Here is a 14,298-nt window from a genome sequence, read left to right as displayed (position 1 = left end):
TGCAGAAGCAAGACAGATGCCGGCCGAAAAATCACGGCCGGATAAACATGACGCGATCACCCGAGCCGCTTCGGAAATGTTCCTTGCCGAGGGCTTCGACCGCGCCAGCCTCGACCAGATCGCCCAGCGTGCCGGCGTCTCCAAGCAGACGATCTACAGCCACTTCGCCGACAAGCAGGCGCTGTTCCTGGCGATTTGCAGCGAACTTACTGAAAAGCTGACGATTCCGCTGCGCCGCCCACGCAGCGAAACCGGCGATTTGCGTGCCATTCTGCTGCGCCTCGGCGAGGACGCGCTGGCGATGATGCTGCACCCCGCCTCGCTCGATCTGCATCGCCTGATCGTCGGGGCGGCCGCGCGTTTTCCCGAATTGGGACAAGCCGCCTACGAGGCCGGTGCAGGCCGTATGATCGCGGAACTTTCAGCCTTGCTGGAGCAGCGGTCACGATCCGGTGATGGGCTATCGCGCGAGCTAACGGCCGGCGAGGCCGCGACGCTGGCCGAACAGTTCATCGGCATGCTGCGCGGCTTCCACCAGGTCCGCGGCCTCCTCGGCATCGCTCCGGTTCCCGAGGCAGAGCGCAAGGCTTACGTCGCCGCCTGCGTCGATCTGCTCCTGCGGGCTGCCTGAGGCTCCGCCTTAGCCCCACGGGCTAGGCGGTATGGTTGACGAACGGTGACCGGCCCTCCGCCCTGGTCGTCCCGGAACGCGCCTCCTGTCACGGCGCTGTCATCTACCGCCGATACCGCATCGTTCCGCAATCGCGGGAGAGTGTTGATGCTGCGTATCGAGGGTCTGACCAAGCGTTTCGGCGGCAAGGCCGCCGTAGACAACGTCACCCTGTCGATTCCGCGCGGCGAGATGGTCGGCATCATCGGCCGCTCGGGCGCCGGCAAGTCGACGCTGCTGCGCATGCTGAACCGCCTCGCCGACGCCAGCGAGGGCCGCATCCTCAGCGAGGACCGCGACGTCACCGCCCTGCGTGGCGCGGCGCTCCGCGCCTGGCGGCGTGACACGGCGATGATCTTCCAGCAGTTCAACCTGGTCGGCCGCCTCGACGTGCTGACCAATGTCCTGCTCGGCCGCCTGAACCATCGCTCGGCCGCGCTGACACTGGTCAAGAGCTTCTCGCAGGACGACAAGGTCCGCGCCATCGCCGCGCTCGAACGGCTCGACATGGGCCATCTGCTCGCCCAGCGGGCCGAGACCCTGTCCGGCGGCCAGCAGCAGCGGGTCGCCATCGCCCGCGCGCTGGTGCAGGAGCCGAAGATCATCCTCGCCGACGAGCCGATCGCCTCGCTCGACCCGCGCAACACCCAGATCGTCATGGACGCGCTGTTCCGCATCAACCGCGAGGACGGCATCACCGTCATCAGCAATCTCCACCACCTCGACATCGCCGCCAAGTACTGTGACCGGCTGATCGGCATGGCCGCCGGCAAGGTCGTGTTCGACGGCCCGCCGCATGCGCTGACCAGCGAGATCGCAGCCGAGCTCTACGGCATCGAGGCCAAGGACGCCGGCGCCGAAGCGCTCGACGCGCTCGAGGCCATTGCGACCTCAGAAGCCAAGCGCGCCAAACAGAACGTCGCCTGAGCAAAAGGCGGCACGCCAGAGCCTGCCCTTAAGCCTGCCCTTCATCAGCAGTATTTTCTCAAAGGAGCACCCACCATGCTGACCCGTCGTCATACGCTTACGCTCGCCGCCGCCGGCCTTGCCGCGTCGCTCGCCACCCCGGCCTTTGCCCAGGACTGGAAGGCGAAGTACCCCGAGCTCGTCTTCGGCATCATCCCGGCCGAGAACGCCTCGGGCGTCGTCGAGCGTTACACCCCCTTCGTCAACTATCTCTCGAAGGAACTCGGCACCAAGGTCACCCTGCGCATCGCCAACGACTACGCCGCCATCATCGAAGGCCAGCGCGCCGGCAATATCCACATTGGCATGTACGGCCCGGCCTCCTTCGCCCGCGCGCTGATGACCGGCGCCAAGATTGACGCCTTCGCGATCGAGACCAACCTCGACGGCACCAAGGGCTACTATTCGGTCTTCTACGTGAAGAAAGACTCGCCCTATCAGAAGGTCGAGGACCTCAAGGGCAAGAATCTCGGCCTCGTCGACCCGAATTCGACCTCCGGCAACAACGTGCCTCGCTTTGCCCTTGACGGCATGAAGATCGAGCCCGAGACCTTCTTCGGCAAGGTCGTCTATACCGGCAGCCACGAGAACGCGATCATCGCCCTGCAGCAGGGCACCGTCGACATCGCCGCCAACTGGTGGAACGACGAGCAGGAATCCAACCTGCTGCGCATGGCACGCAAGAACATGGTGAAAGCTGAGGATTTCCGGATCATCTACAAGTCCGAGCAGATCGTGAACTCGCCGATGGCCTATCTCACCGAGCTGCCCACCGAGCTCAAGGCCAAGATCCGCGACGCGGTGCTGAACCTCGCCGCCAAGGACAAGGCCGCCTTCGACAAGATCTATGAAGGCAAGCAGGGCCCGCTCGTCGCCGTCGACAACAAGGCCTACGACCCGATCATCGAGCTGAACAAGTTCGTCGACGCGCTCCGCAAGAAGAAGTCGTCGTAACTCTGACAGCCGTCATGCTCGGGCTTGACCCGAGCATCTCCTGATCGAGATTCTCGGGTCTGCGCTTCGCTCCGCCCGAGAATGACGCCCAGTCCAGGACCGGTACCAGCCGGTCCTGCGACATGTGTGGAAGCGCTCCCATGACACTCGCGATCGATCGCAACGACCCGGCCATCGCCGCCCATGCCGAGCTCTATCGGCGCGAAATGGCGGCCAAGCGGCTGCAGACGCTGCTTGGCGCGGCGATCTTCATCGCCTGCGTCGTGCTCGCCGGCATCGGCTCCGAGGTCGACTTCGCGAAGTTCGCCGCCAACGCCTGGCGCTTCCCGAAATACATCCTCGAGACCATGCCGACGCTGCGCCTCGCGACGCTCGGCGCCGACCTCAAGGAATGGTACTGGGGCCTCAACGGCTGGCTCAAACTGCTCTGGCAGACGCTCCTGATCGCCTATATCGGCACCGTGCTCGGCGCCGTCGGCGGTTTCCTTCTCTGTTTCACCGCCGCCAGCAATCTTGGCCGCCTGCCCTGGCTGCGCTGGGGCACGCGCCGCTTCCTCGAATTCTGCCGCACCGTCCCCGAAATCGTCTTCGCGCTGATCTTCGTCATCGCCTTCGGCCTCGGCCCGCTGCCCGGCGTGCTCGCCATCGCCATCCACACCATGGGCGCGATGGGCAAGCTCTTCTCGGAGGTGGTCGAGAATATCGACATGAAGCCGGTCGACGGCCTGACCGCAACCGGAGCGAGCTGGTGGCAGACCATCCGCTTCGCGGTGGTGCCGCAGGTGCTGTCGAACTTCGCCAGCTACACGCTGCTGCGCTTCGAGATCAATGTCCGCGGCGCCTCGATCATGGGCTTCGTCGGCGCCGGCGGCATCGGACAGGACTTGATCGAGGCGATCCGCAAATTCTACTTCACCGATGTCAGCGCCATCCTGCTGCTGATCATCGTCACGGTGATGCTGATCGACTATGGCACCGAGCGCCTGCGCCATGCGCTGCTCAGCCTGGAGCACGGCAAATGACGCTCGCCCTCTCCGCCGCCGACCGCGCCGCGCTGATCGCCCGCCACCAGGCCGCGATCGACGGTTCCCTGAAGACGAAGCTCACGACGATCGCCGTCATCGGCGGCCTCGTCGGGCTCTTCCTCTACGGGCTGACCACGCTCGAGACATCGCTCTGGAAGATCATCGCCGGTTTTTCCAATCTCGGCACTTTCGTCGTGCTGATGCTACCGCCCGACCCCGGCTCGTTCGCCCGCGCCATCATCTTCGTCAAGGCGCTGTTCGAGACCATCGCCATCGCCTTCCTCGGCACGATCCTGGCGGCGATCCTCGCCTTCCCGCTCGGCTTCCTTGCAGCCAAGAACGTCGTCGCCAACCGCGTCGTGCATTTCCTGGCGCGCCGCTCGATGGACACGGTGCGCGGCGTCGATGCGCTGATCTGGGCGCTGATCTGGGTCAATGTCGTCGGCCTTGGCCCCTTCGCCGGCATGCTCGCGATCATGACCAGCGATCTCGGCGCCTTCGGCAAGCTGTTCTCGGAGGCGATCGAATCCGCCGATCGCAAGCCCGTCGAGGGCGTCACCTCGGTCGGTGGCGGCAAGGCTCATGAGATCCGCTTCGGGCTGATCCCGCAGGTGCTGCCGGTGATCGCCAGCCAGGTGCTCTATTACATCGAGTCGAACACCCGCTCATCGACCATCATCGGCATCGTCGGCGCCGGCGGCATCGGCCTCTACCTCGCCGAAACGATCCGCACGCTCGAATGGCAGCAGGTTTCCTTCCTGATCCTGCTGATCCTGGCGGCGGTGACGGCGATCGACTTCCTCTCGAACAGGCTGCGCTTCGCCATCATCGGCAAGCGCGCGGTCTGAGCCCGGCGGTCAGTCGCCGAAGGGCTCGACCACCATCTCCATTCGCTTGCCCGCGAAGACGCTGTTGACGATGTGGATCGGCGTCAGGTCGGGCAGCGCGTCGAGCGCATCGGAGGTCAGCACAGCGGCGCCCGGCTCGATCCTGAGCAGGGCCGCCTCGCGCTCGCTGGCCAGCCGCGCCGCCAGCCGCGTCGAGCGCCGGACATAGTCGGCGATGCCGCAGGCCTTAAAGGCAGCCGTGATCGACGAGCCCGCCTCGGTCAGGATCTCGTCGAAGCGCGGGAAGCGCGCGACGCTGAGGTAGTGGATGCCGGTGCCGACCGGCGTGCCGCCGGCCCGGCTCAGGGTCTCGATCGCCCAGAGCGATGTGCCCACAGGCAGGCCGAGCAGCATGCAATGCTCCGCCTTGCCGACAACGACTTCCGAAGCCAGCACAGCACCCGACACCGCGATACCCGCAGCCCCGAAATTCGTGCGCATGCTGACGCGGCGGCCGAGCTTGTAGGGGAAGCGCGGCGCCGTCACCTGCGTGCCACGGCCTCGTGATACCGTCACCAAGCCGCGTTCGGCCAGATGCCGGAAGGCTTGGCGCACCGTATGGCGGTGCACGCCATAGCGCTCGGCCAGGGCGACCGAGGCCGGCAGCGTATCGCCGGGTTCGTATTCGCCCTGCTCGATCGAGGCGGCAAGTGCGTCGGCGATCCGGCGCCATGCCGTTCCGCCATCAGCGCCCTGATTGTCCGGCAAGCCCGGCGTCATCAAAGTTTCATCCAAAATGTATAGACCTTTTCCAACAACATGCTTATTATAGTCTAGACATTAGCGCTTGGCGAGAGGCCGACACGGGTATGACCGACACCGCGACACGTCAGCAATGGATGGCAGTGCTGGCCCGCGCCACGCAAGGCGAGATCGACGCCTTGCTGCAGCAGGCCGGCCCGCTGCCGACACACGAGCTGCTGAAGGCGCCCGAGACCGGCACTGTCATGGTCGAGGGCCGCGCCGGCGGCGCTGGCCGCCGCTTCAACCTCGGCGAGGCGACGGTGACGCGCTGCGTCGTCCGCCTCGAGGGCGGTGCCATGGGCTTCTCCTATGCGCTCGGCCTTGACGGCCGTAAGGCGCGCCTCGCCGCCGTTACCGATGCGCTTCTCCAGGGCGAGATCGAGACCGGCCCGCTGCGGCGCGGTGTCTTTGCTCTGGCGCAGAAGCAGCAGGCTGCCCGCGAGCTCGCCTCGCGCAAGGCGGCTGCCACCAAGGTCGATTTCTTCACGTTGGTCAGGGGCGGCTGATGACTCCCAACGACACCCTCATCGGCGCCGGCTTCGCCGATCCGGTCTTCCAGTCACAAGGCGCTTTCCGCGCCTTGCTGGCCGCGCTCTCCGAGCCTGGCCTCTCTTGCGACATCGGCGTTTCGGTCGAGGCACCCGCTGGGCTCGCGCCGGCGACCGCGGTCGCACTGCTGACGCTGGCCGATTACGAGACCCCGATCTGGCTGCCGGCCGCCCTGCGCGACGGACCGGCCGGCGCCTGGCTGCGTTTCCATTGCGGCGCCGCCCTCGTCTATGATCCCGCCCGCGCCGCCTTCGCCGTGATCGACGGCGCCGCAACTGAGCCGAAGTTCGCCGCCTTCAACGCCGGCGACGACCAGTTCCCGGATCGCTCGACCACGGTGCTGGTCCAATGCGCCGGGCTCGATGGTGGCGAGGCGGTCACGCTCGAAGGCCCCGGCATTCCCGGCCGGCGCAGCATTGCCCCGACCGGCCTGCGACCCGGCTTCTGGGCTGAGGTCGAAAGCAACGCTGCGCTCTACCCGCGCGGTGTCGACCTTCTGCTGGTCCATGGCGCGCAGATGCTCGGCCTGCCGCGCTCGACGCAAATCGTGGAAACCCGCTGATGCCCCGCCGGGAGCTTTATTGATGTATGTCGCGGTCAAGGGCGGCGAAGCCGCCATCCTCGCCACCCATGATCTCGTTGCCGAGGCCCGCCGCGGCGACGAGAGCGTGCCGGAACTCGGTGTCGCGCAGATCCGCGAGCAGATGGGCCTCGCCTGCGGTCGCGTCATGAACGAGGGCTCGCTCTACGATCCCGATCTCGCGGCGCTGGCGCTGAAGCAGGCGCAGGGCGATGCGATCGAGGCCGCCTTCCTGATGCGCGCCTATCGCACCACGCTGCCGCGCTTCGGCTCCTCCGAACCGCTTGATACGGCCAAGATGGCGATCCGCCGCCGCGTCTCGGCGACCTACAAGGACCTGCCGGGCGGCCAGGTGCTCGGCCCGACCTATGACTACACCCACCGGCTCTTCGATTTCACTCTGATGGAGACCGCCGACGTCATGGTCGGGCTTGACCCGACCATCTCAGGACAAGAAGGCGCTTCCCGCGCAAGCGCGGCAGGAGATGCTCGGGTCAAGCCCGAGCATGACGTGAAACCTCTCGACGCCCACATGCCGCGCGTGCCCGACATCCTCGGCGCCGAAGGCCTGATGGAAGAAGAAGCGCCGCCGGAAGGCGATCCGCGTCCCTTCGACCTCACCCGCGAGCCCGTCACCTTTCCGGCCGAGCGCGATGTCCGCCTGCAGGCGATGGCGCGCGGCGACGAGGGCTTCCTGCTCGGCCTCGGCTATTCCGTGCAGCGCGGCTACGGCAACAGCCACCCCTTCGTCGGCGAGGTCCGGGTCGGCGAGGTAGCGGTCGAATTCGTGCCGGAGGAGCTCGGCTTCGCCGTCGATCTCGGCGAGATCACTTTGACCGAATGCCAGATGGTCAACCAGTTTGCCGGCTCAAAGGAGGTGCCGCCGCAGTTCACTCGCGGCTACGGGCTCTCCTTCGGCCATAGCGAGCGCAAGGCGATGTCGATGTCGCTGGTCGACCGGGCGCTTAAATGCCGCGAGTTCGGCGAGGCCGCGACCTATCCGGCCCAGCAGGACGAATTCGTCCTCTACCACTCCGACAATGTCGAGGCGGCCGGCTTCGTCGAGCATCTGAAGCTGCCGCATTACGTCGACTTCCAGGGCGAGCTCGAACTGATCCGCCGCATCCGCAAGGAGCGCGAGCAGCGCCTTGCCGAGCAACAGGAAGCCCTGCCGGAGGCCGCGGAATGACTGTCTTGTCCCACTCCTCCAGCCCTCATCCTGAGGAGGCCCGCAGGGCCGTCTCGAAGGATGCTCCAGCTCCCTATGAAACATCCTTCGAGACGCGGGCTGCGCCCGCTCCTCAGGATGAGGGCCCGCGGAATTCGAAGCCCGCCTACAACTACGCCTATCTCGACGAGCAGACCAAGCGGATGATCCGCCGCGCGCTGCTCAAGGCGGTCGCGATTCCCGGCTACCAGGTGCCGTTCGGCTCGCGCGAGATGCCGCTCGCCCGCGGCTGGGGCACCGGCGGCATCCAGGTCACCGCTGCGATCATCGGGCCCGACGATACGCTCAAGGTCATCGACCAGGGCGCCGACGACACCACCAATGCCGTCTCGATCCGCCGCTTCTTCGAGCGCACCGCCGCTGCGCGCACCACCGAGGCGACCGATGAGGCGACGATCATCCAGACGCGTCACCGCATCCCCGAGGCGCCGCTGAAGGCCGGTCAGATCATGGTCTATCAGGTTCCGCAGCCCGAGCCGCTACGGAAGCTCGAGCCGCACGAGGCCGAGACGCGCAAGATGCACGCCTGGGCCGAATACGGGCTGATGCAGGTCAAGCTCTACGAGAACATCGCCCGCTTCGGCGAAGTGACGACGACCTATGACTACCCGGTCATGGTCAACGGCCGCTATGTGATGGCGCCGTCGCCGATCCCGAAATTCGACAATCCGAAGATGCAGATGTCGCCGGCTCTGCAGCTCTTCGGCGCCGGCCGCGAGAAGCGCATCTACGCGGTGCCGCCGCATACCAGCGTGCGCAGCCTCGATTTCGACGACCATCCCTTCCGCATCCAGAGCTGGGAGCAGCCCTGTGCGCTCTGCGGCGCCGCCGATTCCTATCTCGACGAGGTGGTGATCGACGACCAGGGCGGGCGGATGTTCGTCTGCTCCGACAGCCACCATTGCGAGACGCGGCGGGCCGACGGCCATCGCGGCGCCATGCTCGCCGATGCCTCGGCGCTGCATCTGGTCGAAGACGAGGCCAAGCCATGAACATGCAGGTCAATCCGCAGGAGCTGACGCTCGATCCTGCCCCGCTGCTCTCGGTCGACGGGGTCAGCCGCTTCTATGGCGAGCGCATCGGCTGCGCTGACGTCTCCTTCGAGCTCTGGCCGGGCGAGGTTCTCGGCATCGTCGGCGAATCCGGCTCGGGCAAGTCGACCCTGCTGCGCTGCCTTGCCGGCATCGACAAGCCCGACGAGGGGCAGGTGCTGTTTCGGGGCGGGGTCGAACCGCTCGACATCTACTCGGTCGCCGAGCAGGAGCGTCGTCGGCTGATGCGCACGGCCTGGGGCATCGTCCACCAGAATCCGCGCGACGGCCTGCGCATGGACGTCTCGGCCGGCGGCAATGTCGGCGAGCGGCTGATGGACAATGGCGCCCGCCATTACGGCAGGATCCGCGAGACCGCGCTCGACTGGCTGCAGCGCGTCGAGATCGCGGCCGGGCGCATCGACGACCGGCCGCGCCAGTTCTCCGGCGGCATGCAGCAGCGCCTGCAGATCGCCCGCGTGCTGGTCTCCGAGCCGAAGCTCGTTTTCATGGACGAGCCGACCGGCGGCCTCGACGTCTCCGTCCAGGCCCGCCTGCTCGACCTCTTGCGCGTGCTGGTGCGCGATCTCGGCCTCGCCGCGATCATCGTCACCCACGACCTCGCTGTCGCCCGCCTGCTCACCGACCGTTTGATGGTGATGAAGGATGGCCGCGTCGTCGAGCAGGGCCTGACCGACCAGGTCCTCGACGATCCCCAGCACGCCTACACGCAATTGCTGACCTCGGCGGTGCTCACCGTATGAGCGCCGTCACAACCGCGTCACCCCGAACCCGCAAGGCATCTCGATCATGACCACGATGATTCACGTCGAGAACGTCGCCAAGGAATTCACCCTGCACAATCAGGGCGGCGTGCGCCTGCCGGTGTTCGACAATGTCAACTTCTCGGTCGCTGCCGGCGAGGCGCTGGTACTGGCGGGGGCCTCGGGCGCCGGCAAGTCGAGCCTGCTGCGCATCCTCTACGGCAATTACCGGCCGACCTCCGGCACCATCGCCATCACCCATTGCGGCCGCCCTATCGACATCGTCTCGGCCGTGCCGCGGACCGTGCTCGACATCCGCCGCCGCACGCTCGGCTTCGTCTCGCAGTTCCTGCGCGTCATCCCGCGCGTCACGGCGCTCGACATCGTTCGCGACCCGCTGCTCGCCCGCGGCGCTTCCCCTGAGGAGGCGAGCGAGCGCGCGAAATCCATGCTGGCGCGTCTCAACCTGCCGCAGCGTCTCTGGGATCTGGCGCCTGCGACCTTCTCCGGCGGCGAGCAGCAGCGGGTCAACATCGCCCGCTCCTTCGTCGATCCCTCGCCGATCATGCTGATCGACGAGCCGACCGCCTCGCTCGACGCCAACAACCGCAACGTCGTGGTCAAGCTGATCGCCGAGGCGCGCGAGCAGGGCTCAGCCATCGTCGGTATCTTCCATGACGAAGCCGTGCGAGAGGCTGTCGCGACCCGCTATCTCGACATCACCGATTTCCGGAAGGCCGCCTGATGTCCACCATCCTGACCAATGCCCGCCTGATCCTCGAGGACGAGGTCGTCACCGGGACCATCGCCTTCGACGAGAGCGGCATACGCTCGGTCGACCAGGGCCGTTCCTCCCTGCCGGAGGCGATCGACGTCCAGGGCGACTATGTCGCGCCCGGCCTCGTCGAGATGCACACCGACAACATGGAAAAGCACTTCATGCCGCGCCCGAAGGTGTTCTGGCCGAACGGGCTCGCGGCGGCGCTGGTGCATGACGCGCAGATGGCGGCGGCCGGCGTCACCACCGTCTACGACGCGATCTGCGCCGGCACGCCCTTCTCGGCCAAGGACTATCGCAAGGACATCTTCGCCGACGTGATGGATGCGCTCAGACTCGGCAGCGCCGCGGGCGTCTTCCGCATCGACCACCGCATCCATATGCGCTGCGAACTGACCAGCCCGGACCTGCTCAGGGATATCGAGCCCTATCAGGACGATGCCCTGGTCCAGCTCGTCTCGCTGATGGACCACACCCCCGGCCAGCGCCAATGGCGCAATCTGGAGGATCTGCGCACCTATGCCCTCGGCACCGGCAAGACCCAGGCCGAGTTCGAGGAGGATGTCGTCGTCCGCCAGCGCGAGGGCGGGGCGAATGTCGCGCGCAACTGGAGCGCCGTGGTCGAGATGTTCCAGTCGCGCGGCATCCCGATCGCGACCCATGACGACACCACGGTCGAGCATGTCGAGGCCGGCATCGCCTCGGGCGCGGTGATCTCGGAATTCCCGACCACGGTCGAGGCTGCCGAGGCCGCCAAGCAGCGCGGTCTCGCCACCATTGCCGGCGCGCCCAATGTCGTCCGCGGCGGCTCGCATTCCGGCGGCGTCTCGGTGGCCGAGCTTGCCGAGAAGGACCTGCTCGACGGGCTCTCCTCCGATTACGTCCCGGCAAGCCTGCTGCAGGCGGTGCTCAAGCTCCACGACAAGCACGGTATCACCCTGCCGGCAGCGATGGCCAAGGTGACCTGGAAGGTCGCCGACATCCTGGGCCTGACAGATCGCGGTCATCTCAAGCCCGGCCTGCGCGCCGATATCGTGCGCTTCAAGGCGCTGGGCGCGACGCCGGTGATCGCCACCGTCTGGTCGCAGGGACACCGGGCCTTCTGAGCGCAGCATGACTGAGACCGCGCCGCGCTATGCGCTCTACTACGCTCCCGCCGCCGACAGCGCCCTCTGGCGCTTCGGCAGCGCGACGCTGGGCTATGACGCCGTCACCGGCGCGGGTGCCGACTTCGCCGTCCCGCCGGGCTGCGAGAGCCTCGACTGGTCGGACGTCACCGCCGAGCCGCGCCGCTACGGCTTCCATGCGACGCTGAAGGCACCGTTCGAGCTCGCCAATGGCCGCAATGAGGGCGCCCTGCGCGCCTTCGCCCGCAATTATGTCGCCGGACGCCCGTCGGTCCGACTTGCCGGACTATCCGTCAATGCGCTCGGCCGCTTCATCGCGCTGACCCCGTCCGAGCCGAGCGAGGCGTTGCAGCGCTTCGCCTTCGACATCGTCCAGGCCTTCGAGCCGTTCCGCGCGCCGCTGTCTGAAGCGGATTTGGCGCGCCGCCTGCAGAGTCCGCTGACGCCGGCACACCGGGCCTATCTCGAGGCCTATGGCTACCCTTATGTCGACGACGCCTTCCGCTTCCACATGACGCTGACCGGCTCGCTGCCTGAGGATCAGGTCGCGCCGGTCAAGGCGGCACTGGTCGAGGCCCATGCGCAGGCCGTGCCGGCCGGCCCGGTACTGATCGACCGCGTCGCCATCTTCAAGCAGGCGAGCCGCAGCAGCCGGTTCGTGCTGCTCGACAGCATCCCGCTTGGCTAAAGCAAATTTCAGCAGAAGTGCGTAGCGGTTTTGCGTCTCGAATTGCGTGAAACCGAGGAGATAGACGTCGTCCAAGGAACCCTGTCATGGCAGGCAAGAAGCTGGGGCTCGAACCCGTCATCGATGCGACCGCCAGGGTCCGCGACGCCGTGCTCGGCCGCTATACCGAGATCGGCGCCCGTACCTCCTTCGCGGAGTCGACGCTCGGCGACTACTCCTATGTCGTGAACGATTCCGATGTGATCTACACGACGATCGGCAAGTTCTGCTCGATCGCGGCGCATACCCGCATCAATCCAGGCAACCACCCGATGCAGCGCGCGACCCAGTCGCATTTCACTTATCGCGCCAGCGCCTATTTCGAGGATGCGCAGGACGAGGCCGCCTTCTTCGACTGGCGTCGTATGAGCCCGGTGACGATCGGCCATGATGTCTGGATTGGCCATGGCGCCATCGTGCTTGCCGGCCGCAGCATCGGCACCGGCGCGGTCGTCGCGGGCGGCGCGGTCGTGACCAAGGATGTGCCCGACTACACCATCGTCGCCGGCAACCCGGCCCGCATCATTCGCCGGCGGTTTCCGGAGGAGATCGCGGAGCGGCTGAAGGCACTTGCCTGGTGGGATTGGGAGCACGTCGCCCTGCGCGCCGCACTCGACGATTTCCGCGCGCTGCCGGTTGAGGCCTTCCTGGACAAATACGAGGGCTGATGGCGTAACGCCGTCAGAACTGCACCCTGAGGCCGACCTGCGCGACATTCGCGGTGTAGTCCGAGCCCTGATTGGTCGAGTTCAGCCGCTCATGGGTGAAGCTGGCGCGGATCGAGAAGGTCCGGGTCAGCTTGTATTCGATTCTGGCGCCGATGGTCGTCAGGTCCTCGCGCAGATCCTGCCCGTCATATTCGGTGCGGCCATAGCTGGCGAGCCCGGTGACGGTGAGGTTCCGGCGCAGCGCATGCGCCACTTCGAGATTGACGCGACGCGCCGTCGTGCCGCTCGAACCGGGGATGGTGGTGTCGCCGAGCTCGGCCGTGCCGCGCAGCGTCACCGTGGTCAGCGGCGTCGGCGTCCACAGGATCGCCGCATCGCCGACGAAGCCGCGCAGGTTCCGCAGCCGGCCATCCTCGTATTTGCGGTCCTGGTAGCCGCCCGAGACCTCGCCGGTGAGCATGCGGCTGATCTCGAAGGTCGAGCCGAGGCGAACCGTATAGCCGTCCGAGGAGCGCATATAGCCGCTGGAATCGACCTTTTCGTCGAACTGGCGGGTGTCGATCTCGCCCTGGACGAAGGGCTTGAAGCCCGGCGTCACCTCATAGGCCGCGCGCAGGCGCAGGCCGTATTGCGTCTGGTTGCGATCGGCCTGGCTGAGGATGCGGCCATTACCGAGTTCGGCGTCCTCATAGTCCTGTCGGTCGACCGAGCCGCGCAGGGTCAGCTGCAGGCGGTTGAAATCATGGGTGACGCCGGCCGCGGCGCCATAGGCCCAGGTGATCGGCCGGCCCTGCACGGCGGAGGTCAGGTCGGGCGAGCCTGGCCGCTGCGTATCGAGCCGAAGCCGCGATTCGAGCAGGATGCGCGTGTCGCGCGTTGCATCGAGTCGCAGCGACATGTTGCCTTCCGCATCCGGGCGCGAGGCACTGTCATTGCGATAATAGCGGCTGTAGCCGCCACGCAGCATGCCGGTGAGCTCGTGCACGTTCCAATCGGACTGGACGCCGAGCTCACCCTCGGTACGGGTGAACAGCGAGCCCTTGCTCGGGCCGGAGACGCGTTCGGGATTGCTGTCATAGCCGACCGAGCCGGTGATCGCCGGGCGCAGGATGACATTGCCGAGCCGCAGGCCGAGCGGCGCATACGGGTCCTCCTCCGGCCGCTTGCGCTTGCGCGGTTCGGGCGCCGGCGGAGGCGTCGGCGGCAGGTTGGACACCATCGGCTGCGGCGCGCGGAACTGGCGCTGGGTGACGCCGCGCAGGCGCGCGGACTGTAGCGGCTGGCTGGCGCGCGGCGGCTGCCCGCGCGCGATCGCACTGGAGCGGCCTAGAACTGGCGCAACCGGATCGGCGACCCCATCCGGCAGAGCCGAGGCCTCGCCAGGAGGCGGGCCCGGCCGCTGCGCGACATAGTCGGGAGTGCCGGTCCGCAGGGCCGGAGCGCGCGGGCGCGCGGGCATGTCGATCGGCTGCGTCTGCGCTGTTGCCGGCTCGGGCCAGACCGTCAGCCCGGCGGCGCCGCAGCAGCCTGCGACGCCGGCCAGCCAGCAGATCTGGGCGAAACGGGACACGAGGCGGACGCTGCTCCGGCGAGGCAAAGG

The 14,298-nt window shown here is 67.0% G+C and carries 16 protein-coding genes; 14 read left to right on the top strand and 2 right to left on the bottom strand.

The window, feature by feature from the left end; translation table 11 throughout:
• Positions 1-16: 16 nt before the first annotated feature.
• The 5 genes from ACFPOB_RS00505 (at position 17) to phnE (ACFPOB_RS00485) (ending at position 4,463) form a co-directional block, all read left to right on the top strand.
• A complete protein-coding gene (locus ACFPOB_RS00505; protein ID WP_377795029.1) occupies positions 17-631 on the top strand; it encodes a TetR/AcrR family transcriptional regulator in 615 nt (204 codons plus the stop codon).
• A 147-nt stretch (positions 632-778) separates the two neighbouring features.
• On the top strand, positions 779-1,597 hold the full coding sequence (gene phnC / locus ACFPOB_RS00500) for a phosphonate ABC transporter ATP-binding protein (protein ID WP_377795028.1): 819 nt from the start codon (positions 779-781) through the stop codon (positions 1,595-1,597).
• 75 nt (positions 1,598-1,672) lie between these two features.
• On the top strand, positions 1,673-2,590 hold the full coding sequence (gene phnD, locus ACFPOB_RS00495) for a phosphonate ABC transporter substrate-binding protein (RefSeq protein ID WP_377795026.1): 918 nt from the start codon (positions 1,673-1,675) through the stop codon (positions 2,588-2,590).
• A gap of 140 nt (positions 2,591-2,730) precedes the next feature.
• Positions 2,731-3,612 carry a phosphonate ABC transporter, permease protein PhnE gene (phnE, locus tag ACFPOB_RS00490; protein ID WP_377795025.1) on the top strand — a complete coding sequence of 294 codons (882 nt, stop codon included), beginning with the start codon at positions 2,731-2,733 and terminating at the stop codon, positions 3,610-3,612.
• Positions 3,609-4,463: a phosphonate ABC transporter, permease protein PhnE gene (gene phnE, locus ACFPOB_RS00485; protein WP_377795023.1), complete on the top strand. Its 855-nt coding sequence runs from the start codon at positions 3,609-3,611 to the stop codon at positions 4,461-4,463. The genes phnE (ACFPOB_RS00490) and phnE (ACFPOB_RS00485) overlap by 4 nt, the downstream gene beginning before the upstream one ends.
• A gap of 9 nt (positions 4,464-4,472) precedes the next feature.
• Here phnE (ACFPOB_RS00485) and phnF read toward each other — a convergent pair whose 3' ends face one another.
• Positions 4,473-5,222, bottom strand: a complete 750-nt coding sequence (gene phnF / locus ACFPOB_RS00480) for a phosphonate metabolism transcriptional regulator PhnF (RefSeq protein WP_377795022.1) — start codon at positions 5,220-5,222, stop codon at positions 4,473-4,475.
• Between the two features lie 89 nt (positions 5,223-5,311).
• On the opposite strand from phnF, the gene phnG reads away from it, so the two are divergent.
• From phnG to ACFPOB_RS00435, 9 genes are all read left to right on the top strand, one after another.
• Positions 5,312-5,752, top strand: a complete 441-nt coding sequence (phnG, locus tag ACFPOB_RS00475) for a phosphonate C-P lyase system protein PhnG (RefSeq protein ID WP_377795020.1) — start codon at positions 5,312-5,314, stop codon at positions 5,750-5,752.
• A complete protein-coding gene (gene phnH / locus ACFPOB_RS00470; protein WP_377795018.1) occupies positions 5,752-6,357 on the top strand; it encodes a phosphonate C-P lyase system protein PhnH in 606 nt (201 codons plus the stop codon). The genes phnG and phnH overlap by 1 nt, the downstream gene beginning before the upstream one ends.
• Before the next feature lie 22 nt (positions 6,358-6,379).
• A complete protein-coding gene (locus tag ACFPOB_RS00465) occupies positions 6,380-7,564 on the top strand; it encodes a carbon-phosphorus lyase complex subunit (protein ID WP_377795016.1) in 1,185 nt (394 codons plus the stop codon).
• A complete protein-coding gene (locus ACFPOB_RS00460; protein ID WP_377795014.1) occupies positions 7,561-8,595 on the top strand; it encodes an alpha-D-ribose 1-methylphosphonate 5-phosphate C-P-lyase PhnJ in 1,035 nt (344 codons plus the stop codon). Before ACFPOB_RS00465 ends, ACFPOB_RS00460 begins: the two co-directional genes overlap by 4 nt.
• Positions 8,592-9,398, top strand: a complete 807-nt coding sequence (gene phnK, locus ACFPOB_RS00455; protein WP_377795012.1) for a phosphonate C-P lyase system protein PhnK — start codon at positions 8,592-8,594, stop codon at positions 9,396-9,398. Before ACFPOB_RS00460 ends, phnK begins: the two co-directional genes overlap by 4 nt.
• A gap of 46 nt (positions 9,399-9,444) precedes the next feature.
• Entirely contained in the window at positions 9,445-10,143 is a 699-nt protein-coding gene (phnL, locus tag ACFPOB_RS00450) for a phosphonate C-P lyase system protein PhnL (protein ID WP_377795011.1), read from the top strand.
• Positions 10,143-11,282, top strand: coding sequence for an alpha-D-ribose 1-methylphosphonate 5-triphosphate diphosphatase (locus ACFPOB_RS00445; protein WP_377795010.1), 1,140 nt, complete (start codon positions 10,143-10,145; stop codon positions 11,280-11,282). Before phnL ends, ACFPOB_RS00445 begins: the two co-directional genes overlap by 1 nt.
• Positions 11,283-11,289: 7 nt before the next feature.
• Positions 11,290-11,991 carry a DUF1045 domain-containing protein gene (locus ACFPOB_RS00440; protein WP_377795009.1) on the top strand — a complete coding sequence of 234 codons (702 nt, stop codon included), beginning with the start codon at positions 11,290-11,292 and terminating at the stop codon, positions 11,989-11,991.
• 86 nt (positions 11,992-12,077) lie between these two features.
• Positions 12,078-12,698, top strand: a complete 621-nt coding sequence (locus ACFPOB_RS00435) for an LbetaH domain-containing protein (RefSeq protein WP_377795007.1) — start codon at positions 12,078-12,080, stop codon at positions 12,696-12,698.
• A 13-nt stretch (positions 12,699-12,711) separates the two neighbouring features.
• On the opposite strand, the gene ACFPOB_RS00430 is transcribed toward ACFPOB_RS00435, so the two are convergent.
• Complete coding sequence (locus tag ACFPOB_RS00430) at positions 12,712-14,268, bottom strand: outer membrane beta-barrel protein (protein WP_377795006.1); 1,557 nt, start codon at positions 14,266-14,268, stop codon at positions 12,712-12,714.
• Between the last annotated feature and the right edge of the window lie 30 nt (positions 14,269-14,298).

This window comes from Allobosea eneae (assembly GCF_042657265.1).
Classification (GTDB): Bacteria; Pseudomonadota; Alphaproteobacteria; order Rhizobiales; family Beijerinckiaceae; genus Allobosea; species Allobosea eneae.
Note: the sequence above shows the minus strand (reverse complement) of the source record. Positions and strands in the feature narration are given on the sequence as shown.

Excerpts from the sequence above, each read along its gene's own strand:
- phnE (WP_377795023.1), top strand. The coding sequence starts at position 3,609 with ATGACGCTCGCCCTCTCCGCCGCCGACCGCGCCGCGCTGATCGCCCGC.
- phnF (WP_377795022.1), bottom strand. The coding sequence starts at position 5,222 with ATGACGCCGGGCTTGCCGGACAATCAGGGCGCTGATGGCGGAACGGCA.
- phnG (WP_377795020.1), top strand. The coding sequence starts at position 5,312 with ATGACCGACACCGCGACACGTCAGCAATGGATGGCAGTGCTGGCCCGC.
- phnL (WP_377795011.1), top strand. The coding sequence starts at position 9,445 with ATGACCACGATGATTCACGTCGAGAACGTCGCCAAGGAATTCACCCTG.
- ACFPOB_RS00440 (WP_377795009.1), top strand. The coding sequence starts at position 11,290 with ATGACTGAGACCGCGCCGCGCTATGCGCTCTACTACGCTCCCGCCGCC.
- phnK (WP_377795012.1), top strand. The coding sequence starts at position 8,592 with ATGAACATGCAGGTCAATCCGCAGGAGCTGACGCTCGATCCTGCCCCG.
- ACFPOB_RS00445 (WP_377795010.1), top strand. The coding sequence starts at position 10,143 with ATGTCCACCATCCTGACCAATGCCCGCCTGATCCTCGAGGACGAGGTC.
- phnD (WP_377795026.1), top strand. The coding sequence starts at position 1,673 with ATGCTGACCCGTCGTCATACGCTTACGCTCGCCGCCGCCGGCCTTGCC.
- phnC (WP_377795028.1), top strand. The coding sequence starts at position 779 with ATGCTGCGTATCGAGGGTCTGACCAAGCGTTTCGGCGGCAAGGCCGCC.
- ACFPOB_RS00435 (WP_377795007.1), top strand. The coding sequence starts at position 12,078 with ATGGCAGGCAAGAAGCTGGGGCTCGAACCCGTCATCGATGCGACCGCC.
- ACFPOB_RS00460 (WP_377795014.1), top strand. The coding sequence starts at position 7,561 with ATGACTGTCTTGTCCCACTCCTCCAGCCCTCATCCTGAGGAGGCCCGC.
- ACFPOB_RS00465 (WP_377795016.1), top strand. The coding sequence starts at position 6,380 with ATGTATGTCGCGGTCAAGGGCGGCGAAGCCGCCATCCTCGCCACCCAT.
- ACFPOB_RS00505 (WP_377795029.1), top strand. The coding sequence starts at position 17 with ATGCCGGCCGAAAAATCACGGCCGGATAAACATGACGCGATCACCCGA.
- phnE (WP_377795025.1), top strand. The coding sequence starts at position 2,731 with ATGACACTCGCGATCGATCGCAACGACCCGGCCATCGCCGCCCATGCC.
- phnH (WP_377795018.1), top strand. The coding sequence starts at position 5,752 with ATGACTCCCAACGACACCCTCATCGGCGCCGGCTTCGCCGATCCGGTC.